The organism is Amycolatopsis rhabdoformis, from assembly GCF_035918295.1.
Lineage (GTDB): Bacteria > Actinomycetota > Actinomycetes > Mycobacteriales > Pseudonocardiaceae > Amycolatopsis > Amycolatopsis rhabdoformis.
In genome coordinates, this window is sequence record NZ_CP142149.1 from 1,485,822 (window position 1) to 1,512,806 (window position 26,985).

Annotated in this window: 28 protein-coding genes; 20 read left to right on the forward strand and 8 right to left on the reverse strand. The window is 72.2% G+C overall.

The genetic code is table 11. The annotated features are described in order from the left end of the window. The first annotated feature begins 7 nt into the window (after positions 1 to 7). Complete coding sequence (locus VSH64_RS06890; RefSeq protein ID WP_326834639.1) at positions 8 to 550, forward strand: TetR/AcrR family transcriptional regulator; 543 nt, start codon at positions 8 to 10, stop codon at positions 548 to 550. Here VSH64_RS06890 and VSH64_RS06895 read toward each other — a convergent pair. Both VSH64_RS06895 and VSH64_RS06900 read right to left on the reverse strand, forming a co-directional pair. After that, positions 542 to 1,444, reverse strand: coding sequence for a serine hydrolase (locus VSH64_RS06895; protein ID WP_326834640.1), 903 nt, complete (start codon positions 1,442 to 1,444; stop codon positions 542 to 544). The two genes, VSH64_RS06890 and VSH64_RS06895, sit on opposite strands and share 9 nt — an antisense overlap. Further along, on the reverse strand, positions 1,441 to 2,337 hold the full coding sequence (locus VSH64_RS06900; protein ID WP_326834641.1) for a LysR family transcriptional regulator: 897 nt from the start codon (positions 2,335 to 2,337) through the stop codon (positions 1,441 to 1,443). The genes VSH64_RS06895 and VSH64_RS06900 overlap by 4 nt, the downstream gene beginning before the upstream one ends. 73 nt (positions 2,338 to 2,410) lie before the next feature. Here VSH64_RS06900 and bla (VSH64_RS06905) point away from each other — a divergent pair, with 73 nt between their 5' ends. The 3 genes from bla (VSH64_RS06905) to bla (VSH64_RS06915) are packed head-to-tail and all read left to right on the forward strand — an operon-like array spanning position 2,411 to position 4,835. Next, entirely contained in the window at positions 2,411 to 3,337 is a 927-nt protein-coding gene (gene bla, locus VSH64_RS06905) for a class A beta-lactamase (protein ID WP_326834642.1), read from the forward strand. After that, positions 3,334 to 3,897: a M15 family metallopeptidase domain-containing protein gene (locus tag VSH64_RS06910; RefSeq protein ID WP_326834643.1), complete on the forward strand. Its 564-nt coding sequence runs from the start codon at positions 3,334 to 3,336 to the stop codon at positions 3,895 to 3,897. Before bla (VSH64_RS06905) ends, VSH64_RS06910 begins: the two co-directional genes overlap by 4 nt. An 11-nt stretch (positions 3,898 to 3,908) precedes the next feature. Then, entirely contained in the window at positions 3,909 to 4,835 is a 927-nt protein-coding gene (gene bla / locus VSH64_RS06915; protein ID WP_326834644.1) for a class A beta-lactamase, read from the forward strand. A gap of 62 nt (positions 4,836 to 4,897) precedes the next feature. Here the strand turns inward: bla (VSH64_RS06915) and VSH64_RS06920 are convergent, their stop codons facing one another. From VSH64_RS06920 to VSH64_RS06935, 4 genes are all read right to left on the reverse strand, one after another. Continuing rightward, positions 4,898 to 5,263: an RNA-binding S4 domain-containing protein gene (locus VSH64_RS06920; RefSeq protein WP_326834645.1), complete on the reverse strand. Its 366-nt coding sequence runs from the start codon at positions 5,261 to 5,263 to the stop codon at positions 4,898 to 4,900. A gap of 28 nt (positions 5,264 to 5,291) precedes the next feature. Further along, positions 5,292 to 5,921, reverse strand: a complete 630-nt coding sequence (locus VSH64_RS06925) for a TetR family transcriptional regulator (RefSeq protein WP_326834646.1) — start codon at positions 5,919 to 5,921, stop codon at positions 5,292 to 5,294. An 84-nt stretch (positions 5,922 to 6,005) separates the two neighbouring features. Beyond that, entirely contained in the window at positions 6,006 to 6,197 is a 192-nt protein-coding gene (locus tag VSH64_RS06930; RefSeq protein ID WP_326834647.1) for a ferredoxin, read from the reverse strand. Then, positions 6,197 to 7,615 (reverse strand): fatty acid desaturase, encoded by a 1,419-nt coding sequence (locus VSH64_RS06935; RefSeq protein WP_326834648.1) that lies wholly within the window; start codon positions 7,613 to 7,615, stop codon positions 6,197 to 6,199. Before VSH64_RS06935 ends, VSH64_RS06930 begins: the two co-directional genes overlap by 1 nt. A 410-nt stretch (positions 7,616 to 8,025) precedes the next feature. Between VSH64_RS06935 and VSH64_RS06940 the strand changes: the two genes are divergently transcribed. The 16 genes from VSH64_RS06940 to VSH64_RS07015 all read left to right on the forward strand — a co-directional run bounded on the left by VSH64_RS06940 (position 8,026) and on the right by VSH64_RS07015 (position 25,687). Then, complete coding sequence (locus VSH64_RS06940) at positions 8,026 to 8,757, forward strand: GON domain-containing protein (protein WP_326834649.1); 732 nt, start codon at positions 8,026 to 8,028, stop codon at positions 8,755 to 8,757. A 74-nt stretch (positions 8,758 to 8,831) separates the two neighbouring features. Then, entirely contained in the window at positions 8,832 to 9,638 is an 807-nt protein-coding gene (locus VSH64_RS06945; RefSeq protein ID WP_326834650.1) for a class I SAM-dependent methyltransferase, read from the forward strand. Positions 9,639 to 9,678: 40 nt separating this feature from the next. After that, complete coding sequence (locus VSH64_RS06950) at positions 9,679 to 10,503, forward strand: TetR family transcriptional regulator (RefSeq protein ID WP_326834651.1); 825 nt, start codon at positions 9,679 to 9,681, stop codon at positions 10,501 to 10,503. Between the two features lie 187 nt (positions 10,504 to 10,690). After that, positions 10,691 to 11,146 carry a Fur family transcriptional regulator gene (locus VSH64_RS06955; protein ID WP_326834652.1) on the forward strand — a complete coding sequence of 152 codons (456 nt, stop codon included), beginning with the start codon at positions 10,691 to 10,693 and terminating at the stop codon, positions 11,144 to 11,146. Then, entirely contained in the window at positions 11,139 to 13,373 is a 2,235-nt protein-coding gene (katG, locus tag VSH64_RS06960; protein WP_326834653.1) for a catalase/peroxidase HPI, read from the forward strand. The genes VSH64_RS06955 and katG overlap by 8 nt, the downstream gene beginning before the upstream one ends. A gap of 286 nt (positions 13,374 to 13,659) precedes the next feature. Continuing rightward, positions 13,660 to 14,694: a LacI family DNA-binding transcriptional regulator gene (locus VSH64_RS06965; RefSeq protein WP_326834654.1), complete on the forward strand. Its 1,035-nt coding sequence runs from the start codon at positions 13,660 to 13,662 to the stop codon at positions 14,692 to 14,694. A gap of 148 nt (positions 14,695 to 14,842) precedes the next feature. Further along, positions 14,843 to 15,814 carry a carbohydrate ABC transporter permease gene (locus tag VSH64_RS06970; protein ID WP_326834655.1) on the forward strand — a complete coding sequence of 324 codons (972 nt, stop codon included), beginning with the start codon at positions 14,843 to 14,845 and terminating at the stop codon, positions 15,812 to 15,814. A 3-nt stretch (positions 15,815 to 15,817) separates the two neighbouring features. After that, positions 15,818 to 16,645 (forward strand): carbohydrate ABC transporter permease, encoded by an 828-nt coding sequence (locus tag VSH64_RS06975; RefSeq protein ID WP_326834656.1) that lies wholly within the window; start codon positions 15,818 to 15,820, stop codon positions 16,643 to 16,645. 62 nt (positions 16,646 to 16,707) lie between these two features. Further along, a complete protein-coding gene (locus VSH64_RS06980; protein WP_326834658.1) occupies positions 16,708 to 17,985 on the forward strand; it encodes an ABC transporter substrate-binding protein in 1,278 nt (425 codons plus the stop codon). 37 nt (positions 17,986 to 18,022) lie between these two features. Next, positions 18,023 to 19,198, forward strand: a complete 1,176-nt coding sequence (locus VSH64_RS06985; RefSeq protein ID WP_326834659.1) for an ADP-ribosylglycohydrolase family protein — start codon at positions 18,023 to 18,025, stop codon at positions 19,196 to 19,198. Positions 19,199 to 19,200: 2 nt separating this feature from the next. Further along, a complete protein-coding gene (locus VSH64_RS06990; RefSeq protein WP_326834660.1) occupies positions 19,201 to 20,547 on the forward strand; it encodes an ADP-ribosylglycohydrolase family protein in 1,347 nt (448 codons plus the stop codon). Continuing rightward, on the forward strand, positions 20,544 to 21,425 hold the full coding sequence (locus VSH64_RS06995) for a ribokinase (RefSeq protein WP_326834661.1): 882 nt from the start codon (positions 20,544 to 20,546) through the stop codon (positions 21,423 to 21,425). Before VSH64_RS06990 ends, VSH64_RS06995 begins: the two co-directional genes overlap by 4 nt. Further along, the gene (locus VSH64_RS07000; protein WP_326834662.1) at positions 21,425 to 23,356 is read left to right on the forward strand and encodes an SUMF1/EgtB/PvdO family nonheme iron enzyme; all 1,932 of its coding nucleotides are present in this window, start codon (positions 21,425 to 21,427) and stop codon (positions 23,354 to 23,356) included. Before VSH64_RS06995 ends, VSH64_RS07000 begins: the two co-directional genes overlap by 1 nt. Continuing rightward, positions 23,353 to 24,561, forward strand: coding sequence for a CaiB/BaiF CoA transferase family protein (locus tag VSH64_RS07005; RefSeq protein ID WP_326834663.1), 1,209 nt, complete (start codon positions 23,353 to 23,355; stop codon positions 24,559 to 24,561). The genes VSH64_RS07000 and VSH64_RS07005 overlap by 4 nt, the downstream gene beginning before the upstream one ends. Next, positions 24,558 to 25,391 carry an HpcH/HpaI aldolase/citrate lyase family protein gene (locus VSH64_RS07010; RefSeq protein WP_326834664.1) on the forward strand — a complete coding sequence of 278 codons (834 nt, stop codon included), beginning with the start codon at positions 24,558 to 24,560 and terminating at the stop codon, positions 25,389 to 25,391. Before VSH64_RS07005 ends, VSH64_RS07010 begins: the two co-directional genes overlap by 4 nt. Positions 25,392 to 25,456: 65 nt before the next feature. Next, positions 25,457 to 25,687, forward strand: coding sequence for a hypothetical protein (locus VSH64_RS07015; RefSeq protein WP_326834665.1), 231 nt, complete (start codon positions 25,457 to 25,459; stop codon positions 25,685 to 25,687). On the opposite strand, the gene VSH64_RS07020 is transcribed toward VSH64_RS07015, so the two are convergent. Further along, entirely contained in the window at positions 25,662 to 26,114 is a 453-nt protein-coding gene (locus VSH64_RS07020; protein WP_326834666.1) for a DUF6010 family protein, read from the reverse strand. The genes VSH64_RS07015 and VSH64_RS07020 overlap by 26 nt on opposite strands. A gap of 664 nt (positions 26,115 to 26,778) precedes the next feature. Then, positions 26,779 to 26,976: a hypothetical protein gene (locus VSH64_RS07025; protein ID WP_326834667.1), complete on the reverse strand. Its 198-nt coding sequence runs from the start codon at positions 26,974 to 26,976 to the stop codon at positions 26,779 to 26,781. Positions 26,977 to 26,985: the final 9 nt, after the last annotated feature.

The window sequence follows — 26,985 nt, forward strand, 5'->3', positions numbered from 1 at the left end:
TGCCGGCGTGACCCGGAGCGAACAGCGAGCGCGCACGCACCAGATCCTGCTCGACGCCACCGTCGAGTGCCTGGTGGAGTTCGGCTACGCGCGCACCACGACGCAGCGCGTGCAGGAACGGGCCGGGGTGTCGCGAGGTGCGCTGCTGCACCACTTCGGGTCGAAGGCGGACCTGTTCGTGGCCGCCATCCACCACATCGCCGAGCAGCAGCTGGACCAGGTGCGCCACGCCGGAGCGCGGTCGCGGCCGCGGCTGGTGGCGGCGCTGCGGCAGGCGATGTCGGGCCCGTTGTTCCTGGCCGGGCTGGAGCTCTGGCTGGGCGCGCGCACCGACGAGGCGCTGCGCGCGGCGCTGCTGCCGGCCGAACGCGAGCTCGGCCGCGAGCTGCGCAAGGCGTTCGCCGCGGAGTCCACAGTGGACGAGCGGCTCGACTTCGAGTCCCTCCTGATGCTGCTGCGCGGCCTCGCTCTCACCAGCATCCTGCGCGACGACCCCGCGATCGCCGACGCCGTCCTCAGCCGCTGGCTCGACGGCCTGGCCTCAGCGTGACCGCAGGTGGTCCCGCAGCGCACGGGCCACGCGCGCCATCAGGATCTCCGCCTCGGGCTGGATCGCCGCCGGCACGCGCGACTCGGTGAGCGCGGCGACGGCGAACACCCCGCCGTCCGCGTGCTCGGCGACCCCGACCTCGTGCCGCAGGTTCAGCAGCGTCCCGGTTTTCGACGACCACTTCGTGGCGTCGGAACCGAAATCGGGAGTGAGCCGCTGCCGCAACAGGTTGTGGGCCATCAGGTCACGCACCCGCGCGGCCACCCAGGGGTCTATTGTGGATGGCCGCCACAACGCCTCCAGCAGTGCCACATACGCTCGCGCCGAACCGGCGCTGGCGCGGCTCAGGTCCAATTGCGCCACCGGATGCCCCTGCCCGGCCGTGCCGGCCCGGATGGCCAGCGCGTGGGCCAGGTGGATCTCGCCGGGCTCGAACCGCTCGGCCGGCGTGTCGGCCAGCTCGGCCGTCGCGTGCCGCACGGAGACGCCGGTGATGCCCCAGCCGCGCAGCAGCCGCGTGACCTCGGCGGGCGGGGTGAGCTCGAACAACGCGTCGGCCGCCGTGCCGTCGCTGATCGCCACGCTCAGGTAGAGCAGGTCGTCGATCGCCACCCGCGCGGGATGGCGGAACCGCGCCAGCCCGGCCGGCCCCGGCGTGGTCACGCGGCCGGGCTCGACCTCCAGTTGCGTCGCGCCGTCCAGCTCGCCGCGGCGGATGCGTTCGAGCGTGGCGGCCGCCAGCGGCACCTTGACCAGCGACGCGCTGGGGAACTCCAGGTCCGGGTCGAGGCCGAGTTCACGGCCGGTGGTCAGGTCGCGCACGAGGAACGAGCCGCGCAGGCCGCCGTGGTCGAGTTCGGCGCGCAGGTCGTGCAGCAGGGCGGGGGTGCTCACGTGGGGTTCTCCTGGTCGGGGGCGCCGAGGCAGCGGGCGATGGCTGCGCGCAGCCGGGTGCGCAGGTGCTGGGCGTCTTCGCCGAGGGCGGCCGCGACGTCGAAGCCGCGGGTGAGCTCGGCGTCGCCGAGGGGACGCCAGCCCAGGCCGAGTTCGGTGGCCTGGGCGGGGGAGCAGAGCAGCAGGTCGGCCGAAGCGTAGACGCCCGCCGCGGCGGCCGTGAGCGAATCGGCCACGGCGACCTGCGCCGGCTGCAGGCCCACGGCGTCGCGGACGCGGAACACGCGGTCGCGCAGGTGGGGCACGTCGTCCTCGGGCTGGATCCACACGCGGCGGCGCTCGGCGCCGGCGGCGCGCCCGGGCCGCAGCGTTTCGAGGTGCACGACCGGCGGCAGCGGCCGGCGTTCCGTGGCGGCCACGCCGAGCGGCACCGTCCACACGGCTTCCGCGGCGGGCACCGCGACGAGCGCCGCGCGCACGTCCTGCGTGCGCACGAGCTCGGCCCGCTCGCCGGGCGGCGCGGGCCGGAACTCGAGGAAGATGCCGAGCGTACGGGCCTCGGCGTCGAGCTCGGCCAGGTCGCGCGTGGAGCAGGTGTCGGGCACGGCGAGGCGCAGCGGCCGCAGCTTGGCGCGCTTCGCGTCGTGCTCCATCGCGTCGGCCAGGTGCACGAGCCGGCGCGCCGAGGGCAGCATGTCGCGGCCGAACGGCGTGAGCTGCGCGCGCCGCGTCGCGCGGTCGAAGAGCCGCTCGCCGAGGTGGCGTTCGAGCGCCGCGATCCGCCGGCTCGCCACGGGCTGGGGGATGCCGGCCACCGCCGCCCCCGCCGTGAAGCTCCCGGTTTCGCTCACGCCGACGAACGCGCGGCAGCTCCCGATCAGGTCCACGACCACACTGTATGCCAGTTCGACATGGAAGGGGCCACTTCTGTCTTGGACAGCATGAGTGCGCTTCGCGAGACTGCGGATGTCGATCACTTCCAAAAGGGGGAACCGAGTGTTCAGCAAGTCAGCGGTGGCTGCGTTGGCCGTGACGGGGGTGGTCCTCACGGGCTGCGGCGCGCCGGCGGCCGCACCGCCGGCCACCAGCGCTTCGTCCGCTTCGTCCGCCGCACCGAAGAGCCACGACTTCGAGGACCTCGAACGGTCCTTCGGCGCCCGGCTCGGCGTGTACGCCGTGGACACCGGCTCGGGCCGCGAGGTCGCCTACCGCGCCGACGAACGCTTCGCCTACGCCTCGACGCACAAGGTCTTCAGCGCCGCGGCCGTGCTGCAGAAGGTCGGGACGGCCGGCCTCGACCGCATGGAGCACTACGGCCCGGCCGACGTCGTGGCCAACTCACCGATCACGCAGAACCACGCGGGCGCCGGCCTGACGCTGGGCGCGGCCATGGACGCCGCCCTGCGCTACAGCGACGACACCGGCGGCAACCTGCTCTTCCGCGAACTCGGCGGGCCGGCCGCACTGAACTCCTGGCTGCGCTCGATCGGCGACACCACCAGCCACGTCGACCGCGTCGAACCCACCCTCAACGAAACCGCCCCGGGCGACCCGCGCGACACGAGCACCCCGCGCGCCTGGGCGGCCGACCTGCGCACCGTGCTCCTCGGCGACACGCTCCCCGCGCCGGCGCGCACCGTGCTGACCGACACCATGCGCGCCAACACCACCGGCGCGACCCTGATCCGCGCGGGCCTGCCGAAGGACTGGACCGTCGCCGACAAAACCGGCACCGCCGACCACGGCACCCGCAACGACATCGCCGTCGCCTGGCCCCCGGGCCGCGCCCCGATCGTGTTCGTGGTGTTCTCCGACCGCCCCGCCGCCGACGCCCCCACGGACGACGCGCTCGTCGCCCGCGCGACGGCCGCCGCGATCAAGGCGCTGGGATGAGACGTCCTCCTGGGGGAGCACGGTTTCACCGGCTGGACGATGCTCGCCGCCGCGATGTCGGCTACCGGCTGATCACGCGGTTGCTGGCCTTCGCGCTGTGGCCGTTCGCGGTCGTGCTCGCGCCCGGGCGGGCCCGGTCCGCGGCGTGTGCGTGGGCCCTGCGAATCCGCTTCCCGGCCGAAGACCTCACCGGCCTGTCACCCGGCACTCTGGCGGCCTTCACCGCGGCCCGCGCCACCGCCCTCTGGCGCGACGGCACGCTCCTCGGCCTCACGTCGGGCCACCGTGACGCCCAAGCGCAGCATCGCCTGTTCACCGCCGAAGCCGGCCGCGCCGGCACCGCACGCCACACCTTGCCGCCCGCGTTGTCCCGCCACGTCACCGGCTCGGCCCTCGACGTCCGCCCCCGCGACGGCGCCCGCTGGCTCGAACGCCACGGCGCCGCCCACCACCTCTACCGCGTGTACGACAACGAGTGGTGGCACTTCGAATACCATCCCGAAGGCCGTCCGCCGCGGGTCCCGCACCCGGGTTTTTCCTTGGCGGACGCGGAATCGTGAAAGGAACCCCGTTGGCCGGCCGTCCACTCGCCCGCCGCAGCCTGCTCGTCGCGGCGCTGGTGGCTCCGCTCGCCGGCTGCGCGGCGCCGGCCCGACCGGCAGCCACGCCGACGCCGACACCCTCGTCGAGACCCACACCGACACCCGCGCCGAAGCCGCCGTCGACCGCGCCGTTGGCTGCGCTGGAAGGCAAGTACCGAGCGCGCCTCGGCGTGCACGCGCTCGCGACCGGCAGCGGTGCCACGCTGGACTACCGCGGGGACGAACGGTTCGCGTTCTGCTCGACCTTCAAGACCTTCGCCGTCGCGGCGGTGCTGCAGGCTCATCCACTGTCCTATCTGGACACGACCGTGCGCTACACCCGGGCCGAAGTCGACTCCGTCTCGCCGATCACCGAGCACCACGCCGGGGCCGGCATGACCGTGCGGGAGCTGTGCGACGCCGCGATCCGCTACAGCGACGGTACGGCCGGCAACCTGCTGATGCGCGACGCGGGCGGCCCCGCCGGCCTCACCGCGTACCTGCGCGGCCTGGGGGATCGGGTGAGCCGGATGGACACCTACGAACCCGAGCTCAACCGCGACCGCCCCGGCGACCCGCGCGACACCACCACACCTCGCGCGCTCGCCGAAGCACACCGTCGTGTCCTCCTCGGCGACGCCTTGCCCCCGGACCGGCGTGCGCTCGTCGAAAGCTGGCTCGCGCGCAGCACCACCGGTGCGCAGACCATCCGCGCCGGGGTGCCGGCACCGTGGCGGGTCCTCGGCAAAACCGGCCACGGCGACTACGGCCGCGTGAACGACGTCGCCGTGGTCATCCCGCCCGGCGCCCCACCGCTGGTGCTCGCGATCATGTCCGACCGCACCGCCTACGACGACGAGCCGCGCTACGCCCTGATCGCCGAAGCCGCGAAGTGCGTGGCCGACACGCTGCACTGACCCGATCCCGCGGAGTCAACCCCGGCGCTGCGCAGCCAGTCCCGAGCCGTCACCCGCAGCCCTCACCCCCACCGTGACCGGAACTCGTCCAACTCCCGCCGTTCTCGCTTCGTCGGCCGCCCGGCCCCGCGGTCACGGCGGGCCACCGGAATGGCCGCTTCCGGCGGCGGCTTCGGTGTCCGGTCGATCAGGCACTTCGCCGCCTCGGGGGCGCCGACGCGTTTCTGGATCACCACCACGACCTCCACCACCCGAGTGGTCGTGCCGATGCGGGCGCGCACCTCGTCGCCGGGGACCACGGACGTGGCGGGTTTGGCGGGGCGGTCGTTCACGCGCACGTGCCCGCCCCGGCACGCCGCGGCGGCGTCCGAGCGCGTCTTCGCCAGCCGGACGGCCCACAGCCAGCGGTCGACCCTGGTCGATTCCACGGGGTCCATCATGCCCCAGCCGGGGTGCTCAGCGCTGGCGCATCGGGCGGGATGCCGACGTGCCGAGCACGCGTCCGACCACCCAGGCCAGGGCGTCGGCCGTGCGGGCGGGGGTGTCGGACGGCTGCATCACGTGGCTCAGCACGGTGCGCACCACGAGGTCGATCACCACGGCGACCTGGTCGTCGTCCAACGGCGGCTCGTAGGCGCGCACGCGCTCGGCCAGCATCGTCTTCGCCTCGGTGAGCAGCGAGCCCGCGCGGGTGGTGAGCAGGGGCAGCAGCTCGGTGTCCGTGCCGTGGGTCGCCGAGGCGATGGCGCGCAGGAGCGTGTTGTCGTCGGCGAGGTCGAGCACGGCGCGGATGGCCTCGTAGATCGCCTCGACCAGGTCACGGGGGTGGCGCTCGAACGCGGTGCGCACCACGGCGAGGAACCGCGCCAGCTCGTGGGAGATCATGACCTCGGCCAGCGCGGCCTTCGACCCGATCTCGTTGTACACGGTCTGGCGGCTCACCCCGGCGGCCACGGCCAACCGGGCCATGGTCACGGCCGACCAGCCCTCGCTCGCGGTCAGCTCGATCGCCGCCGCGACGATCGGCTGCCGGTGCTGCCCGCCCTCAGGCGGTGCCGCCCGCAGTGCCCCGCTCACGGTCGTCATCCTAAGCCGCCTTCTCCGTGAACCCCGAAGTCCGCGAAGTCCTCGACGCCGCAGTCCTCGACCCAGTCCTCATTTCCGCAGTCCTCAATCCCGCACCTTCAACGCCAGCATCGGGCACGCCTCCGTGGCCGCCGTGAGGTCCATCCGGTGCTCTTCGCCCGGCGTCTCGTCGAGCAGCACCACCACGCCGTCGTCGCCCACCTCGAAGAAGTCCGGCGCCATCGCCTCGCACATGCCGAGCCCCGCGCACAGCTCGCGGTCCGCCTCGATCCGCATCACGCATCCACCCTTCCAGGAGCCACGAAGTCGACCTTCTCACGCACGCCGCAGTCCGGGCAGCACCACGAGTCCGGGATCGCCGACCACGGCGTGCCGGCCGGGAAGCCCTCACGCGGGTCGCCGCGCCGTTCGTCGTAGACATAACCGCAACCGGGGCACCTGCCGCCCTCGGTCGCGTCGCCGCGCGTATCGGCGGCCACGGAAACCTCGGCAGCCGCGGGAACCTCGGCCGCGACCCGAGCGCCGTACCGGGCCAGGACCTTGCCCCGCTTGCGCGGCTGGATGTTCGCGCGCGAGATGTCGCCGTCGAAGTGCGCGAGCACGCGCGGGTCCATCACCCGCCGCCACACCGGCGGCACGAGCGCCAGCACGATCATCCCCGCGTAGCCGGTGGGCAGTACCGGCGATTCGGAGAAGTCGCGCAGCGTCTGGTAGCGGCGCGTGGGGTTGGCGTGGTGGTCGCTGTGGCGCTGCAGGTGGTACAGCAGCACGTTGGTGGCGATGTTGTTGGAATTCCAGCTGTGGCTCGGATCCACGCGCTCGGGGCGGCGCCGCTCGGGCGGGCCCACGCGCTTGCGCAGCATCCCGTAGTGCTCCATGTAGTTCACCACTTCCAGCAGCGAAAAACCCACCACGGCCTGGATCAGCAGGTACGGCAGGATCCCCACCCCGAGCCACACCAGCATCGCCGCCCACAGCACGGCCGACATCAGCCACGCGTTGAGCACGTCGTTGCCCAGGCGGAACGGGTGCTTGCCGTGGCGGCCGTAGCGTTTGCGCTCCAGCCGCCACGCCGAGGCCAGCGAACCGCCCACCGTGCGTGGCCAGAAGCTGTAGAAGCTCTCCCCGACACGGCTCGAAGCCGGGTCCTCGGGCGTGGCCACCCGCACGTGGTGGCCGCGGTTGTGCTCGATGTAGAAGTGGCCGTAGAAGCTCTGCGCCAGCGCGATCTTCGACAGCCAGCGCTCGTGGCTCTCCTTCTTGTGGCCCAGTTCGTGGGCGGTGTTGATGCCGATCCCGCCGATGCAGCCGATCGAGGCGGCCAGCCCGATCTTGTCCACCACGGTGAGGTCGCCGCGGCCGATCAGCCAGAACGCGGCCACGAAGCCGACGTACTGGATCGGCAGGAAGAGGTAGGTGATCCACCGGTAGTAGCGGTCGTTTTCGAGCCGCTCGAGCACGTCGTCGGGAGGGTTGCTGCGGTCGAGGCCCGCGACCAGGTCGATCAGGGGCACGACCACGAGGATCACGATCGGCCCGATCCAGAACCACACGCCCCAGCCGGTGGCCGCGTGCAGCCCGATGGCCAGGAACGCGAGCGAGGGCACCACGAGCCCGATCAGCCAGAGGTAGCGCTTGCGGTCGGTCCACGACTCGGTCGACCCGGCGGGCACCGTTCCCACGGCTTCGCTCATCTCGTCCTCCTCCATCGACGACGCTGCCGACGTGCTTGACAAGACGGTAGGTGATGTCCATCCAACTTGACAAGTAGTGGCCAGATGTAAAGCACCGTTCGGGTGGCTGCCGCCGGGTTGTGACCGCCTTGTCCGCCTCGGTCCCACCGCGTCCATCGGGACCCGTCATCCGTTCGAGGTGAATTTCTCCGCGGCCCGTTCCGGTACACCTGGGCTGAGTGCTCATTCGCGAGTATTTCCTCGCTCGAGGCCGGTGAATTGCCTCCGAACGCGTCGGTCCGGTTCTCGAATGTCGTAATTCGGCTTCGGTGGTTCTCGGCCATTTCGTGGGTGACCCGCATGGTCTATCGCCCGCTACGGGTTTTCGCCGTCTAATCAGTCAGCCATCTCCTCGAGGGAATGAGGGTTTCATGTTCCGAAGATTTGTTGTCGCGGCTGCGGTTCTGGTCTTCACCGGGCTCGCCGTGACACCGGCGTCGGCCCAACCGGTCGTTCAACCGGCCGCGGCTCCCGGCCTGAGCAGTTGCGCCGCGATTCGTGCCCTGCTGCCGATCGCGGGCGACGGGAACTACGTGCTGAACACCGGGTCGCACCTCGTTCCCGTTTATTGTCACGACATGGCCGGCACGCCCAAGGAATACGTCACGCTCACCGCCCCCAACTTCTCGCAATACACCATCGGCGGCGTGACGCTGGGCACGAATGTCCGCACCACGTTCACCCGGGTGCGGATCGACCCGGCGACCCTGCTGGTCGACATCAACGACCTCACGTTCGCCACCAGCACCGGATCGGCCGTGCAGCCGGGGCCCTTCGTCATCGAGTCCATGCCGTACGCGGTGGCCGGCTCGTGTGACCACGCGGCCAGTGGGATCGGCCGGGTCGACCTCGCCGGCACGGCCTTCGTCCTGGCCGCCACGTGGGTCATCAACGGGTTCGAACCGCGGGGCGGCGCCACCCTCGGCGCCGACGGCCGCAGCGCCGATCTCGCGGGTGGCGGCTACTGCGGCTCGATCACGCCGGCGCCCGCCATCTACAGCCCCGTCAACCCCACTGTTCCCGACTTCCACCTGCAGCTCGCGTGCGGTCCGCACACGCTGGTCGACGTGCTGCTCGGCCGGGCTTGCGTGAACCTCACCTGATCCCCGCCGCCCGGGCGGGCCGTGGCCCGCGGTTCGCCCGGGAGGGGGGTGCCCGGCCGGCGTAACCTCGGACGATGGCCGAGCGGTCGTCGGGTGAGTGGTCCTCAGGTGAGGCGTACGAGCGCTACGTCGGGCGGTGGAGCCGCCGCGTCGCCGCGGCTTTCGTCGAGGGCACGGTGGTGCCGCCCGGGGCGCGCTGGGTCGACGTCGGCTGTGGCACCGGCGCGCTCACGTCCGCGGTGCTGGCCGCGGCCGACCCCGGTCTCGTGGTCGGCATCGACGCCGCCGAGCCGTTCGTCGCCCACGCCCGTGCCACCGTCGGCGACCCGCGCGCGGCCTTCGCGGCCGGCGACGCGCAGGCGCTGCCAGTGCGGAGCAACGGGTTCGACGCCGCGGTGAGCGGGCTGGCGCTCAACTTCGTGCCCGACCCCCCGCGGGCGGTCGCGGAGTGGGCCCGAGCCGTGAAGCCCGGGGGAGTGGTGGCCGCGTACGTGTGGGACTACGCCGAGGGCATGGAGCTGATGCGGTGGTTCTGGGACGCCGCGGCCGTGCTCGACCCGGCGGTCGCCGAGCTCGACGAAGGCCGCCGCTTTCCCTTGTGCCACCCCGATCCGCTCAGCCGGCTGTGGCAGCGCGCGGGGCTGACCGGCGTGGTGGTGCGCGCGATCGGCGTGCGCACCGCGTTCGCCGGGTTCGACGACTACTGGCTGCCGTTCCTCGGCGGACAGGGCCCCGCACCCGGCTACGCCGTGCAGTTGCCCGAAGAGCACCGCCGGGCCCTGCGCGACCTGTTGCACGCGCGGCTGCCGATCGCCGCCGACGGCACGATCACGCTCACCGCGCGGGCGTGGGCGGTGCGGGGCAGCGTGCCGCACCGCTGACTCGCCGGAAATCGCCTGTTTTCCGGCTATTCTCGGGTTCGTGCATGGGTGGGCGCTCGACTGGGCGGCGTTGCGGGCCCCGCGGGACGAGGCGCCCGCGGAAGGCTTGCGCGAGCGCAAGAAGCGCGAAACGCGCCGGCTGCTCGTGAACACCGCCACCGAGCTGTTCCTGGCGCGGGGCTTCGACGCCGTGCGCGTGGCCGACGTCGCCGAGGCGGCGGGCGTGTCGGAGAAAACCGTCTTCAACTACTTTCCTGCCAAGGAAGCGCTGATCCTCGACCGGCCCGACGCGACGCTGGCCGCCCTGCGCGCCGAGCTCGGCGACCCGCGCCGCACGCCGGTGGAGGCCGTGCTGCGCATCCTCGCGGCCGAGCTGGCCGCGGTCACCGCCTGGCTCGACGATCAGGGCGACCGCCGGGCCGCGGCGACCGGTTTCCACCGCTACGGCGAGCTGATCCGGTCCACGCCGGCGCTGGCTGCCTATCAACGCGATCTCCGCGACGAGCTCGCCGACGGCGCCGCCCGGCTGCTCGCCGAGCGCTCGGGCCGGGCCGCTGCCGACCCGGAACCTCAGCTCGCCGCGACCGCGCTGGTCGCGTTGTGGCGAGTGCAGTTCGCGAGTCTCGCCCGGCACATCGGCGGTGCGGGCGCCACGGACCGCACACCCGCGCGCCTGCGCGGTGCCGTGACCACCGACGTGCTGCGCGCGGCCCGGCTGCTCGAATCGGGCGTCGGCTCGTTCGCGCGCACCCGGCGTCCGGCCGGGAAGGACACCGCGCCGCCGACCACCCGGGTGAAAAACCCGGCCGTCGACAGTGCGCGAGGAACGAAACCGGCCCGGCCCGCGCGCCGCTCGGGCACCTGAACCCGAACGTCCAGAGTGGTCGTCCGCAGCGGAAACTCCCGTGCTCACCCGGGGTTCGCGCGAAGTTTCCGTGACTGTAAGTTTACGGCGGCGCCGCGGCGTGTGACGGTGGTGGCGGGTCATCCGGCGGGTTCACGACGGCGAGTCATTCTTGATTGATTCCAGAAGCTGCGGCACACTGCCAGGCGTGCCAACGACTCCGGACTTCGAGCGCATGCTCCGTGGAGCGGCTCTGCGGGTGACGCGTCCGCGGATGGCCGTGCTGTCCGCGGTGCACGATCACCCCCACGCCGACACCGCGTCGCTCATCGGTGCCGTGCGCGCGGACCTCGGCGAGGTGTCCCACCAGGCCGTCTACGACGTGCTCAACGCCCTGACCTCCGCGGGGCTCGTGCGGCGGATCGAGCCCGAGGGTTCGGTCGCGCGGTACGAGGCCCGGGTGGGGGACAACCACCACCACGTCGTGTGCCGGTCGTGCGGTGCGATCGCCGATGTCGATTGCGCCGTCGGTGCCGCGCCCTGCCTCACCGCGTCCGACGACCACGGTTTCGTCATCGACGAGGCCGAGGTCATCTACTGGGGCCTGTGCCCCGACTGCACCACCGTTACCCACCCTGATTCCCGGAAGGATTCCCGTGTCTGACACCCCCAACGCCGAAGTCGGCGAGATGAACGTGGAGAGCGCGGGCGGGTGCCCCGTCCACACGGGGCGCTTCGCGCACCCCACCGAGGGCGGCAGCAACCGTGACTGGTGGCCCAACCAGCTCAACCTCTCGATCCTCCGGAAGCACTCGGCCGTGGCCAACCCCATGGACGAGGACTTCGACTACGCCAAGGAGTTCCAGACCGTCGACCTCGACGCGCTGGCCGCCGACGTCGACGCGGTCCTGACCACGTCGCAGGACTGGTGGCCCGCCGACTTCGGCCACTACGGCGGCTTCATGATCCGCATGGCGTGGCACAGCGCGGGTACCTACCGCGTCGACGACGGCCGCGGGGGAGCGGGCGCCGGCATGCAGCGCTTCGCGCCGCTGAACAGCTGGCCGGACAACGGCAACCTGGACAAGGCCCGCCGTCTGCTGTGGCCGGTGAAGAAGAAGTACGGCAAGAAGATCTCGTGGGCCGACCTGATGATCTTCACGGGCAACCGCGCCCTGGAGACCATGGGCTTCAAGACCTTCGGCTTCGCCGGTGGCCGCGCCGACGTGTACGAGCCCGACCAGGACGTGTACTGGGGCCCGGAGCGCACCTGGCTGGGCGACGAGCGCTACACCGGTGACCGCGAGCTCGAGGCGCCGCTGGCCGCCGTGCAGATGGGCCTGATCTACGTCAACCCCGAGGGCCCGAACGGGAACCCGGACCCGGTGGCCTCGGGCCGCGACATCCGCGAGACGTTCGGCCGCATGGCGATGAACGACGAGGAGACCGTCGCGCTGATCGCCGGTGGCCACACCTTCGGCAAGACCCACGGTGCCGCCGACGCCGACGAGTTCGTGAGCGCCGAGCCCGAGGGCGCGCCGCTCGAGGAGCAGGGTCTGGGCTGGCGCAACAGCTTCGGCTCCGGCAAGGGCCGCGACGCGATCACCAGCGGCATCGAGGTCACCTGGACCCCGACCCCCACCAAGTGGAGCAACTGGTTCTTCCACAACCTGTTCGAGTACGAGTGGGAGCTGGAAACCGGCCCCGGTGGTGCGAACCAGTGGAAGCCGAAGAACAACGCGGCCGCCAACACCGTCCCGGACCCCGAGACCGGTGAGCTCAACCGCGCGCCCGGCATGCTGACCGCGGACCTCGCGCTGCGCTTCGACCCGATCTACGAGCCGATCTCGCGCCGCTTCTACGAGAACCCGAAAGAGTTCGCCGACGCGTTCGCCCGCGCCTGGTACAAGCTGACCCACCGCGACATGGGCCCGGTGCAGCGCTACCTCGGTGCGCTGGTCCCGGACGAGGCCCTCATCTGGCAGGACCGCGTGCCGGCCGTGGACCACGAGCTGGTCACCGCCGCCGACGTCGCGGACCTCAAGGCCAAGCTGCTCGACTCGGGCCTCACCACGGCGCAGCTGGTGTCCACCGCGTGGGCCTCGGCTTCGACGTTCCGCATCGGTGACAAGCGCGGTGGCGCGAACGGCGCCCGCCTGCGCCTCGAGCCGCAGCGCGACTGGGAGGTCAACAACCCCGACGAGCTGGCGCAGGTGCTGCGCACGCTCGAGGGTGTGCAGGAGGCCTTCAACGGCGCCCAGTCGGGCGGCAAGAAGATCTCGCTGGCCGACCTGATCGTGCTGGGCGGCGCCGCCGGTGTCGAGAAGGCCGCGAAGGACGCGGGCGTCTCGATCACCGTGCCGTTCACCCCGGGCCGCACCGACGCGACGGCGGAGCAGACCGACGCCGAGTCGTTCGCGCCGCTCGAGCCGAAGGCCGACGGGTTCCGCAACTACCGCGGCAAGGGCAACCGCCTGCCGAGTGAGTACCTGCTCATCGACCGCGCGAACCTGCTGAACCTGAGCGCGCCCGAGATGACCGTGCTCGTGGGTGGCCTGCGGGTGCTCGACGCCAACTACCAGGGTTCGAAGCAGGGTGTGCTCACCTCGACCCCGGGTGCGCTGACCAACGACTTCTTCGCCAACCTGCTCGACATGGGCGTGGAGTGGAAGCAGACGTCGGAGGACGGCGAGGCCTTCGAGGCCCGCGACCGCGCCACCGGCGACGTCAAGTGGACCGGCAGCCGCGTCGACCTGCTCTTCGGGTCGAACTCGGAGCTGCGCGCCGTCGCCGAGGTCTACGCCTCCGACGACGCGAAGGAGAAGTTCGTGCAGGACTTCGTCGCCGCGTGGGACAAGGTCATGATGCTGGACCGTTACGACCTGGTCTGAGCTGTGACGCGGAAGCCCGCGCGCTTCCGGTGAGCTCCTGAAGGGGGCGGGGACCACGGTCCTCGCCCCCTTCTCGTGCCCTGATTCCCGGCGGCGCCCAGGTCGCGGCCGCTTTTCCGGCCGGCGGATCCCGGTGTGGTGTACCGCTGGTTGACACGGTGGCTCTTCGGGGTGCACTATCGTGATTAATCCAGTTGGAAACGTTTCCAACACTCGGATCACGAACTTGGAAACGTTTCCAAGTCGCGACCCGAGCAGCAAGATCACAACCGAGGTACGAGCGACGATGACGTCAACGAGGGCCACGCTGATCCAGGTGGCCGAGCGCGCCGGGGTCTCCCTGGCCTCGACCTCCCGTGCGCTGCACGGGGCGGGCGCGAGCAAGGCGATGGTCGAGCGGGTCCGGGCCGCCGCCGAGGAGCTCGGGTACAGCGCCGACGCGATCGGCCGGTCGCTGCGGATGAAGAAGACGTTCCAGATCGCGTTCGCGGTCGCGGACATCGGCAACCCGGTCTACGTCGAGATGATGCGCGCGATCCACGAGGTGCTCGCCCCGCACGGGTACCGCGTGGTCGTCATGTCGACAGGGGACACCTCCGACTCGACGATCGAGCTGGTGCGCAGCCTGGGCAGCGGCTTCGTGGACGGCATGGTCGTGAGCCCGCTGCGCACCGACGACGGCCTGATCACCGAGATCCAGCAGGCGCCGGTTCCGGTCGTGGTGATCGGGCGGGCGATGGACGACCGGGGCATCTCCTCGGTGTCCACCGACTCCGCCGGCGGGATCGGCGAGGCGGTGCGCCACCTGCACGCGATCGGCCGCCGCCGCATCGGGTTCCTCAACGGTCCCGTGGACACCACACCCGGCGCCTCGCGGCAGCGGGGTTTCGACGCCGCGGTGACCGCCGGCGACCTCACGGCCGAGCGGATCGAACGCGAGACCGCCCAGGACTTCACCGTCGGCGCCGGCCTCGAGGCCGCCCGCCGTCTCCTGGCGCGCGTGCCCGAGGGTGGTCCGCAGCTCGACGCACTGGTGGCCGCCAACGACCTGCTCGCCATCGGCGCCATCCGCGCCGTGCGGGAGCTGGGTCTCTCGGTGCCCGAGGACGTCGCCGTGACCGGCATGGACGACACCGAGATCGGCCGCGTTTTCCAGCCCAGCCTCACGAGCGTGTCCCTCGGTGCCACCGAGCGCGGGCGCGCCGCGGCCCGACTGATGCTGCAGCTCGCCGACGACCCCGACCAGCCGGCGCAGCAGGTGTCGGTCGGTGCGGAGCTGATGGTGCGCGAATCCACGACCACCGAACGGGGTGCGCGATGACAGTACGGCTGGTGTCCCTGCGGCCTTGGCCCCCGGCCGGGTCCGCGAAGGCCGGCCCGGCGAGCGATCGGTCCGCCGAGCGCGGGCAGCCGGTCTCTCCGGCCGGCGGCCGGGTGGACCCGGCGACCGAGACCGAGCGAGGTGCCCGATGACGTCACCGTCTCTGACCGAGCCGAAACCCGGCACGGCGAAGACCCCGGCGCCGCGGCCCGCGAAGCGCGTGAAGCCGATGGCGCGCACGCGCCGGCGTGAAGCGATCGCGCTCGTGCTGCCGTCGCTGATCCCGATCCTGGTGCTGAGCGTGGCGCCGCTCGTGGTCGGCGTGTTCCTGGCCTTCACCAACGCGCGGCTCGTGCGCCACCCCGACTACGGGTTCGCGGGCCTCGACAACTTCGCGCGCCTCGGCGGCAACGCGTTGTTCTGGGACTCGCTGCGCATCGGCATGATCTGGACCGTCGGCGTGACGCTGCTGCAGCTCGCGGCCGCGATGGGCCTGGCGCTGCTGCTCAACTCGGGCCTGAAGCTGCAGGGCCTGACCCGGGTGCTGGCGCTCGTGCCGTGGGCGATGCCGCCCGTGGTCGTGGCGATCATGTGGCAGATGATCTACTCCGCCAACGGCGGGCCGCTCAACGCGTTCCTCGGCTCGGTGGGCCTGCCCAGTGACATCAACTGGCTCGGCGACTTCTCCACGGCGCTGCCGGCGGTGATCGTCGTGGGCGTGTGGGTCGGGATGCCGCAGACCACCGTGACGCTCCTGGCCGGGCTGCAGCAGATCCCCGGTGAGCTGCTGGAGGCCGCGGCGGTGGACGGCGCGGGCGCGTGGCGCAAGTTCACGGCCGTGACCTGGCCGGCGATGCGCCCGATCGTCACCTCGATCACCTCGCTGAACTTCATCTGGAACTTCAACTCGTTCTCGCTGGTCTACGTGCTCACCGCCGGCGGACCGGGCGGCAAGACGATGGTGCCGGTGCTGTTCATCTACCTGGAAGCCTTCAAGAACCGCGAGATCGGCTACGCCGCGGCGATGGGACTCGTCGTCGTGATCGTGGTGGTGCTGATCCTCGCCGTGTACCTGCGGTCGCAGTTCCGCACCGAAGACCGCGCGGAAAAGGGGCGCTGAGCCATGCGTTTGCTCGCCCGCCCGGCCCAATACGTGGCCCTGGCGCTGTACATCCTCTTCCTCGGTTTCCCGCTGCTGTGGCTGATCTCGGCGTCGGTGAAGTCCTCGGGTGAGCTCAACTCGCTCACCGTGAGCCTGCTGCCGCACGAGTGGCACTGGGAGAACTACACCGAAGCCCTGACCCGTCAAGGACTTCTGCACTCGGCGTGGAACAGCCTGCTGGTGGCGCTGGCCTCCACGGTGCTGTCGATCGTGATCTCCGTGCCGGCGGCCTACGTGCTGGCGCGGCTCAAGGGCAAGGTCCGCATCGCCGGCGTCGGCTGGATCCTGGTGAGCCAGGTGTTCCCGGTGGTGCTGATCATCCTGCCGCTGTTTCTGATCCTGCGCACGCTCGGGCTGGCCGACAGCCTCGTCGGGCTCACGCTCGTGCACACCACGTACATGCTGCCGTTCGCGTTGTGGATGCTGCAGGGGTACGTGGCCGCGATCCCCACGGAGCTCGAAGAAGCGGGCGCGATGGACGGCGCCGGCCGGTTCACCGTGCTGCGCACGATCGTGTTCCCGCTGCTGGCTCCGGGCGTGGTGGCGACGGCGATGTTCAGCTTCGTGTCGTCGTGGAACGAGTTCTTCTTCGCCCTGGTGCTGCTGCAGTCGCCCGAGAACTACACGCTGCCGATCACGCTGAACACGTTCGTGGGCGGCGAGGGCAGGACGGCCCTCGGCCCGCTCGCCGCCGGCGCCGTGCTCGCCGCGATCCCCAGCATCGTCTTCTTCAGCATCCTGCGCCGCAAGCTCACCAGTGGGCTCATGGCCGGGGCGGTGAAGGGATGACCCTGCCCCCACAAACCCCCGAAATCCCATTCCCCCCAAAGAAATCCCCGAAAGGTCGGTCGATGAAGACACGACGCGTGCTGGCCGCCGCCAGCCTCATGGTCACCGCCCTGCTCGTCGCCGCGTGCGGCAGCGGCAGTGGTGACGCGAGCGGTCCCGTGACGCTCACGTTCCAGTCCCTGTCCGACCAGCCCGCCGCGATCGCGGAGACGCAGAAGATCGTGGGCGCCTGGAACACCTCGCACAAGGACATCCAGGTCAAGATCGTGCAGGCCGGCTGGGACAGCGTCTACGACAAGCTGATCACCCAGTTCAACGCCGGCACCGCGCCGGACATCGTGCACTACGAGGCCGCCGGCATCGAGCCGTTCGCCGAGGACGACTACCTCGCCGACCTCACGCCGTACTTGTCGCAGGAGAAGCGCACCGACTTCCAGAAGGGCGTGCTGGACTCGGTGACGTTCGGCGGCAAGGTCGTGGCGTACCCGACCGAGGTGCAGTCCTATGTGGTCTTCGCCAACAAGACCTCGCTGCAGCAGGCCGGCGTGGCCGTGCCGACCGGCAAGACCATGACCTGGGACCAGCTGCGCCAGATCGCCAAGGCCACCACGAAGGACGGCAAGTACGGCCTCGGCTGGGGCCTGTCGAGCCCCACGGCCGCGTTCGTCGCGCTGGCACCGGGCTTCGGCGGCAAGTACTTCCAGGGCACCGGTGACCAGGCGAACCTGACGATGGGCGAAGGCGAGTCGGCGCTGCCGAAGCTCGTCGACCAGATGGCGTACCAGGACCACTCGATCCTGCCCGTCACGCTCACGCAGTCGGGTTCCAAGGCGCTCGCGCCGTTCTACGCGGGCCAGACCGCGATGACCGTGCAGGGTTCCTACCAGGCCGCGAACATCGCCAAGGACGCGCCGAAGGGCTTCGACTGGGTCGTGCTGCCGCCGCTGGCCGGTCCGGCCGGTCCGGCGCAGGCCGCGAGCCCGCAGACGCTGTCGGTGAACAAGGACTCCGCGCACGTGAAGGAAGCCGCCCAGTTCATCGACTACTTCACCAACACCGACAACCTGGCCGCCATGAACGAGGCCGACGCCCTGATCCCGCCCACGAACTCCGCGCGCCAGGCACTGGCCACGAAGCTCGCCGGCAAGACCGGCTGGGACCAGATCCTCGCCTCGGGCCAGTACATCACCTCCGCGCCGTACCTCTTCGCGAGCAAGTACCCGCAGTGGAAGGACACCGTCGCCACACCGGCGTACCAGCAGTTCCTCGCGCAGAAGATCGACGCCGATGGTCTCGCCACCCAGCTGCAGAACGGCTGGAAGAGCGTCACCACCAACTGACCCAAACGCACAACCTCGATACAGGGAGCGGATTCTCTTGACCTGGCTGGAAGACCGGGCCGTCGCGGTGATCACCGGCGCGGCCGTGGGTGACGCCCTCGGCGGGGCCGTCGAAGGGTGGACCCCCGAGCAGATCGAGGAACGCCACGGCGGCCGTGTGACCGGCATCGTGGGGCCCTGGTACCCCAACTGGCGCGACGCGCGCCCCATCGCGCCGTACCACAAGGGCGACGGGCACATCACCGACGACACCCTCATGACGCAGGCGCTCGTGGAGGTGTACGCGAAGCGTCGCGAACACCTCGACGCGTTCGCGGTGGCCGAGGACCTCGTGCCGCTGATGATCGGCGAGCCGCGGTGGGTGCCGGAGCTGGAGAGCACGGCGTTGCTGCTGCAGCGCGTGTTCCTCGCGGAGAAGTGGATCGTCGCGCGGCTGCACTACGGGCACGTGGACCCGCGGGAAGCCGGCGTGGGCAACGTCGTGAACTGCGGTGCGGCGATGTACGTCGCGCCGGTCGGCGTGGTCAACGCGGGTGATCCCCGCGGCGCCTACGCCGAGGCGATCGACCTCACGGGCGCGCACCAGTCGAGCTACGGCCGGGAAGCGGCCGGCGTCCTCGCGGCGCTGGTCGCGGCCGCGGCCACCCCGGGCGCGACGCTCGACGACGTGACGGCGGCGGCGCTGGAGCTGGCGCACGACGGCACGTTGGAGGCGCTGCGCGCGGTGGTCGAGGCGTTCGGCTCGACCACCGCGGCGCCGAAGACCGACGAAGAGGAACGCGCGCTGGCCCGCCGGGTGCGGGAGGTCGTGGCGCCCTACGACTCGGTGGGCCCGGAGTACCGGCAGATGTCGCTGGACGCGCGGCGCCCGTCGCGCACCAAGTCGATCGAGGAGCTGCCCGCGGCGCTGGCCTTCGTGCTCGCGCACCGCGGCGACTTCCGCGGTGCCGTGCTCGCGTCCGTGAACTACGGCCGCGACGCGGATTCGATCGCCGCCATGGCCGGGGCGATCTGCGCGGCCCTCGGCGGTGCCGAAGTGGTGCCGGCCGAGTGGCTCGACCCGATCAGCGAGGCGAGCCGCATGGACATCGTCGCGACCGGCCACGTGCTGGCCGCGGCGGCGGCCGACATCATGCGCACCGACCGCGAGCGGGCGCAGGCTCGGCTCAAGGCACTCGACGGCACGCTGTCCGCGCTCGTTTCGGAGGCCTGAGCGTGAGGCTGACCTGGGCCCAGCCGGAGGACCTGCTCGCGCACGAGCTCGTGCAGGCCTCCGCGGAGGGCAAGGACGTGACGGCGGTCCGCGACCGCTGGGTGGCGGCGGGCGGGGACCCCGTGCCCGCCGTGAGCGGCGCCGGGCCGAACCCGGCGCCGCCCGCCCTGCGGGAGCTGGCGCGCACGCTGCTCGGCGAGCTCGCCGCGGTGCCGGCCGCGCCGGCGCCCGCCGAGCCCGACGACTGGGCCGCGATCGCCGCCACGCTGCCGGCCGCACCGGACCTGCCGCGCGGCCTGCGCGACGGGCGGGTGCTCGGCGCGTGGACCGGGCGCGCGGCCGGCTGCCTGCTCGGCAAGCCGGTGGAGAAGATCCCGCGTGAGGGCATCGAGGAGATCCTGCGCGCCACCGGCCGGTGGCCGCTCGAGACGTGGTTCACCGCGGTCGGGTTGCCCGCCGAGGTCGCCGCGCGCTGGCCGTGGAACAAGCGCTCGGCGCCGACGTCGCTCGAGGAGAACATCCACGGCATGCCCGAGGACGACGACCTCAATTACCCGATGCTCGCCCTCACGCTGCTCGAAACCCGCGGGCGCGGCTTCACCACCGACGACGTGGCGCAGCTGTGGCTCGACAACCTGCCGGCCGGGCGCGTGTTCACGGCCGAGCGCGCGGCGTACCGCAACATCCTCGACGCGCGGCCGGTGCCGGAGACGGCCACGCACCTCAACCCGTTCCGGGAGTGGATCGGCGCGCTGATCCGCACGGACGTGTTCGGCTGGGTCAACCCCGGTGACGTGCGGGCCGCGGCCGAGCTGGCGTGGACCGACGCGCGGCTGAGCCACACGCGCAACGGTGTCTACGGCGCGATGTGGGCCGCGGCGCTGACTTCGGCCGCGATGGTGTGCGACACAGTCGACGAGGTCCTCGACGCCGCGGCCACCGTGGTTCCGCCGGGCAGCCGGCTCGCGGAGGCCATCGCGCTGGGCCGCGCGGCGGCTTCGGAGGACGACGTGCGGAAGGGCCTCGACCGGCTGCACGCCGCGTACGGGGACCTGCACTGGGTCCATGTGCTCGGCAACGCCGCGGTGATCGCCTACGCCCTGGCCCAGGGCGGCGGCGAGTTCGGGCCGAGCGTCTCGATCGCCGTCACGGCCGGCTGGGACACCGACTCCGCGGCCGCGACCGTCGGCGGGGTGGTCGGTGCGCTGCGCGGGGTCGACGGGATCGGCGAGCAGTGGGTGACGCCGCTGGACGGCCGGATCGCGACGTCGTTGCCGGGTGGCGAGCAGAAGATCGCGGATCTGGCGGCGCGGACGATCGCGCTCGTGGCGCCGGAGCGTGGGGAGTGACCGGAACCGTGGTGGTGGTCGGGTCGGCGAACGTCGACCTGGTCGTGGACGTGCCGCGCCCGCCCGGCGCCGGGGAGACGATCCTCGGCGGGCGGCTGCGGCGCAGTCCCGGCGGCAAGGGCGCCAACCAGGCGGTGGGTGCCGCGCTGGCCGGCGGAGCGCACACGACGTTCGTCGGCGCGCTCGGCGAGGACGACGCCGCCGACCTGATCCTGCTGTCGCTCGGCGGCGCGGGGGTGCGGACCGACCTCGTGGCGCGCACGAAAACGCCGACCGGCACCGCGTTCGTCACCGTGTCGCCCGACGGCGAGAACGCGATCGTCGTGGCGCCGGGCGCCAACGACCGCGTGCGGATCGGCGAGGTGGAGGCCGCGCGGATCGCGGCGGCCGACGTGGTGCTGGCGCAGCTGGAGATCCCGCTCGGCGTGGTGCGCGCCGCCGCGGCCGCGCGCAAGCCGGGCGCGCTGTTCGTGCTCAACGCCGCACCTTCGCGGGAGTTGCCCGAGGACCTCTGGGCCGCGCTCGACGTGCTCGTGGTCAACGAGCACGAGGCCGCCGACCTCGGTGGCCTCGACCTATTGCGCGACCGCGTGCCGGCCGTGGTGGTCACACTGGGCGGCGAAGGCTGCCTCGTCGCCGAACGCGGCCGGGAATCCGTGCGGGTGCCCGGAATTCGAGTGGACACAGTGGACACGACCGGCGCCGGCGACACGTTCTGCGGCGTGCTCGCCGCCGGGCTCGCGCAGGGCCGGCCGCTGGCCGACGCCGCGCGGCTGGCCTGCGTGGCGGGCGCGCTCGCCGTGACGCGGCCCGGTGCGCAGGCCGCCGTGCCCACCGCTGACGAGGTCGCGGCGCTCGCGGCCGGAGAAAAGGTGTGATGACCACCCCGTTCGACCCCCTCGTGCCGCGCCCGATCGACCGGCCGGCCGAGGTGCCCCTGACCCCGCTCACCGCCGAGCAGCTCGTGGCTCTCGACGAGGCCAAGATCTTCTCCGCCCCGAGCGACCCGGCCGACCGGCCCGCGTGGCGCGCGCGCTTGCGCGAGTGGCGCGAGGACTCCCGCCGCCGCCACGGCTACACCGGCGAGGCCTACGACCGGCCCGGCGCCGCGTGGGCCGCGCAGTGCCACACCGTGGCGCAGGTCTGGTTGTGGGACGAGCTGCTGTACTCCTTCGAGGACGGCAAGTTCACGCCCGAGCGCTTCCTCGCCGACGCCCAGGACCGCTTCGGCGGCCTCGACGCCGTGGTGCTCTGGCACGCCTACCCCGTGATCGGGCTCGACGAGCGCAACCAGTGGGACTTCTACCGCGACGTGCCGGGCCTGGCCGAGCTGATCAAGGCGCTGCACGACGCCGGGCTGCACGTGTTCGTGGACTACAACCCGTGGGACGTCGGCACTCGCCGCGGCGCCGACGACCTCACGGAACTCGCCGCGCTGGTCGCGGACTTCGAAGCCGACGGGGTTTTCCTCGACACGCTCAAGAAGGCCGAGCCGGGTTTCGTCGAACGGCTCGAAGCCGCGCGGCCCGGGATCGTGCTCGAAGGCGAGTCGAAGCTGCCGGTCGAGCGCATCGCGGACCACACCGCGTCGTGGGCCCAGTTCTTCGCCGACTCGCCGGTGCCCGGCGTGCTGCGCGCGCACTGGTACGAGCGGCGCCACATGCAGCACCACGTGCGCCGCTGGCACCGGGACCACTCCGAGGAACTGCAGTCGGCGTGGCTCAACGGCGCGGGCGTGATGGTGTGGGAAGTCGTGTTCGGCGTGTGGGTCGGCTGGTCGGCCCGCGACGCCGCGACGGTGCGGCGCATGGTGACGGTGCAGCGGGCGGCTTCGGAGCTGCTGCTGTCCGGCGAGTGGACGCCGCTGGCGGAGCTGGCGCCGGAGGCCGAGGCCGCGGGCGTGTACGCCTCTCGGTGGGAACTCGGCGGCGTGACCCTGTGGACGCTGGTCAACCGCGGCGACACGGACTACGCCGGCCCGCTGGTGGCCGGTCGCGACTTGCTCGGCGGCGTGCCGGCTCGCGGGATCGGTGCGGTGCTACAGCTGGCTGAGGGAACGGCCGATCCTGCGTGGCTGCGGGACCTGCTCGACGCGCTGAAGTCGGCGCCGCACGAGGCGGAGTCGCGATTCCCGCACCGGATCGCTGCGCGGGTGAGTCCACAACGGACTTCAGGTGCTCCGGACGGCGACGCGGTGACGGTGCCGGCCGGGCCGTATGTGCTCACCGTGCGCTACCAGGCTCGGGAAACCGGGATGTACCAGGGCGCGCCGTACGTCGACGAGTGGAAACCGTTGCCGCCGCGGCTGCACGACGCCCGGACTCTGCAGCGCTCGGGTGAGCTGGGGACCGCGGTCGCGGTCGCGGCCACCGAGGTGACCCACGCGCAGTTCGCCGAGTTCGTGGCCGCCACCGGCTACCGGCCGGCAGTGGAGCATCGTTTTCTCCTGCACGGCGGTGATCCCGACGCGCCGGTGACCTATGTGGACCTCGACGACGCCCGCGCGTACTGCGCGTGGCGCGGCGGCCGGCTGCCGACCGAGGACGAGTGGCAGCTGGCGGGGGAGACCGGCGGCCTGCGCCGCGGCGAGCCCGCCGTGTGGAACTGGACCGAGAGCGAGCACTCCGACGGCCGGACCCGGTTCGTGATGCTCAAGGGCGGCAGCGATTTCCGCGCCGAGGGCTCCGAGTGGTACATCGAGGGCGGCCGGCACGCGCCGGACGTGAGCGTGAAGCTGCTGCTGCCGGGGCTGGGCCTCGCGCGTGCCGCGACGGTGGGCTTCCGGTGCGCGTGGGAGGTGCGGGCATGACGACGTCGCGGGATTCCGCCGGCGGTGCGCTGGCCGGGCTGCGGGTGGTGGACGCGTCCACGCTCTTCGCCGGGCCGATGGCCGCGATGCACCTCGGTGACATGGGCGCCGAGGTGGTGAAGGTGGAGCACCCGCGGCGGCCGGACCCGTCGCGTGGACACGGCGTCGCGAAGGACGGCGTGAACCTGTGGTGGAAGACGCTGGGGCGCAACAAGCGCACCGTGACCGCCGACCTGAGTTCCGACGGTGGACGCGAGGTGTTCCTCGCGCTGGCCGCCGATGCCGACGTGGTGATCGAGAACTTCCGCCCGGGGACGCTGGAACGCTGGGGGCTGGGCTACGAGGAGCTCTCGGCCCGCAACCCGCGGCTGGTGCTGGCGCGCGTGACCGGTTTCGGCCAGTTCGGCCCGTACCGCTCGCGCCCCGGCTTCGGCACGCTCGCGGAGGCGATGAGCGGGTTCGCCGCCACCACCGGCGAGCCGGACGGTCCGCCGACGCTGCCGCCCTTCGGCCTGGCCGACGGCGTCGCCTCGCTGGCGACCGCGTACGCGATCATGGTGGCGCTGTCCGCGCGCGCCACGAGCGGGCGCGGGCAGGTGGTGGACACCGCGATCATCGAGCCGATCCTCGCGATGCTCGGCCCGCAGATCACGCGCTGGGACCAGCTGGGCACCGTGCAGCCGCGCACGGGCAACCGGTCGATCAACAACGCGCCGCGCAACACCTACCGCACCGCCGACGGCCAGTGGGTCGCCGTGTCCACCTCGGCGCAGTCGGTGGCCGAGCGCGTGCTGCACCTCGTGGGCCGGGCCGACCTGACCGAGCAGCCGTGGTTCGCCCGCGGCGCCGACCGCGCCCAGCACGCCGACGAACTCGACGAGGCCGTCGGCGGCTGGATCGCGCTGCGCAGCCGCGACGAGGTCGTGGCCGCCTTCGAAGAGGCCCAGGCCGCTGTCGCCCCGATCTACGACGCCGCCGATATCGTCGCCGATCCGCAGTTCCGCGCGCTCGGCACGATCCACGAGATCGACGACCCCGAGCTGGGCCCGATGCTGATGCAGGGGCCGCTGTTCCGGCTGTCGGACAACGACGGCGTCATCGGCTTCACCGGGCGTGGGCACGGGGCGGATACGGACGAGGTGCTCAAGGAGCTGGGGTTCTCAGCGGAGCGGATCGCCGAGCTGCGCGCCGGGGGTGCGGTGTGAGTGCCACGCCGCCGTTGACGTTCCTCTACGCACCTGCCGACCGGCCCGACCGCGTGGAGAAGGCACTGGCGTCGGAGGCCGACGTGGTGCTGGTCGACCTCGAAGACGCCGTCGCGCCGGCGCACAAGGAGATCGCGCGGGCGAACGTGGTGCGGCTGCTCGGCGAGCTGCCCGCGCAGCGCCGAGTGCAGGTGCGGCTGAACCACCCGAGCACCCTGTGGCACGCGGCCGACGTCGCGGCGCTGGCCGGGCTGCCGGTGGCGATCGGGGCGCGGATGCCGAAGGTGGAGTCGGGCGAAGAGGTGCTGGCGCTGGCGGCCGCGTTGCCGGGACGGGAGCTGCACCCGTTGATCGAGTCGGCGCTCGGCGTGGAGCGGGCCCTGGAGATCGCGACGGCTTCACCGCAGGTCGCGTCGATCGGGCTGGGTGAGGCGGATCTGCGCTCGGACCTGGGCGTGGACGACGAGGCCGGGCTCACGTGGGCCCGCAGCCGCCTGGTCGTGGCGGCGCGGGCGGCGCGCCTGGTTCCGCCCGCGATGTCGGCCTACACCCACGTGCGTGACCTCGACGGGCTCGCGGCCTCGTGCCGCGCCGGGCGCGCGCTCGGGTTCCGCGGCCGCACGGCGATCCACCCCGCCCAGCTCGCCACGATCCGCGCCGCGTTCCTGCCGAGCGCCGAGGAGGTGGCGCGGGCCGGCGAGGTCATCGCCCGCGTCGCCGACGCCACCGCGGCCGGCGTCGGCGCGATCGCCCTGGCCGACGGCACTTTCCTCGACGTCGCGATGGTCGAACGCGCCCGCACCGTGCTGGCCCTGGCCGAGCGATCCTGAACACAGGGAGTCACGCCCGCGTTTCGACTACTCTGGGACACGGAAGATTCCGGTGGGGAGGGTCCATGACCGACGAAGAGCTCATCGTCGAGTTCGCGCTGCGCCGCCTGGACAACCCGGACCTCGAGGAGGAGGAGATCGCCGCGCTGGTCGTGCGGCGGCTGGGGCCCGAGCGCATGCTCGAGTTCGCCTCCCAGAACCTCGCCACGCGCGGTGAACTGCGCGCCGCCGTGTTCCCCTCGGCCGTCGAGCACGTGCTGCGCGTCGTCCTCACCCTCCGCGGCCGCAGCGACTGACCGAGCGCCACGCTTCAGCGGTTCTTCGGCTGGGCGGCGCCTTGCGCCGCACCCACGCCCACGGGCTGCGCCCACCCGCGAAGGCCCACAGTGCGATCACCGGATCCGTCACCGCGCACCCGGACGACGAGTCCGCCACGAACGGCAGCACCGGCGCTCCCTTCAGGTGATGCACGACGTCCCAGGCGGTGTGCAACAGCCACCCGACCCCGATGAACGTCCACGAACCCAGCCCCCGAAACGCCACGACGACCATCACGGCGCAGAACACGAGTTCACCCACGCCCAACGCGCCACCCGACAGGTACGCGGCGCCTGCCCCGGCGACCATCAACGCGTTGAACCGCCGGCGATGCGGCTCGGGAATCAAGGACGACAGCGCCACGTATCCGAGTCCGATGAGGATCGGCACCACTACTTCGGTCATGGCTGTGACGGTAGGAATGCTGCCGAGGGTGGGCCATCGGGCTTCGGGCCAATGCGCCCCGGATTCTCGCCAGGCGGCGGGAATCCGGTGGGGTGTGGCGGGATTCAGGGTGCTTCGGCTCGGTCGCGCGCAGTGGTGGGGCGGGATCGGCGGGCGGCCGCTGCGGTGAAGGCGAGGCCGCCGCTGTGGCGCGGCGGCCGCGGGTGGGGATGATCGCGGCGCTGTGTCACGGGGACGCGCGGGCTGGGCGCGGGGGCTGGGGCGCGGAGCGAGTCGTGGCGTGGTGGTGATCGGCGGTCGGACCGGAACGGCGCGGTTCCCGTCAGGTGGTGGGAAACCGTCGCGAGCTTGGGGGAGTTCAGCGGGTCTTCGGCTGGGTGGGGCGGTGGTGGTGCGGCCAGAGCGGGAGGTGCTGGCCGTGATGTGGCTGCCGGGGAGCAGGTGGCTGAGCTGGGTGCACGGGCGGGTGGGTATTGGTCAGGCCGAGATGGATTCGGTCGTGGCCGGAGTTCGCCGTGTGGTGGAGCGATCGGCGCTCGTCCGGCTGTCTGTGGGCGATGGTGTGGCTACTTCGCCCGTTGCGTGGGGGTACCTGACCGCGGTTCGGGCCGGAACGCGGCGGTTTCCCGTCAAGTGACGGGAAACCGTGGCGAGCTGGGGGAGTTCAGCGGGTCTTCGGCTGGGCGGCGCGGTGGTGGTGCGGCCAGATCGGCAGGTGCTCGCCGCGGCGGGTGACGTAGATGCCGGGGATCAGGCCGAGAGCGGGGCTCAGGGCGCCGGTGGTGTCGGTGGTGTCCAGGTCGAGGTCGGCGTCGGCCGGGGTGGTGGCGACGGGGGTCTGGACGGTGGTGTGACTGGACATGATGTCCTC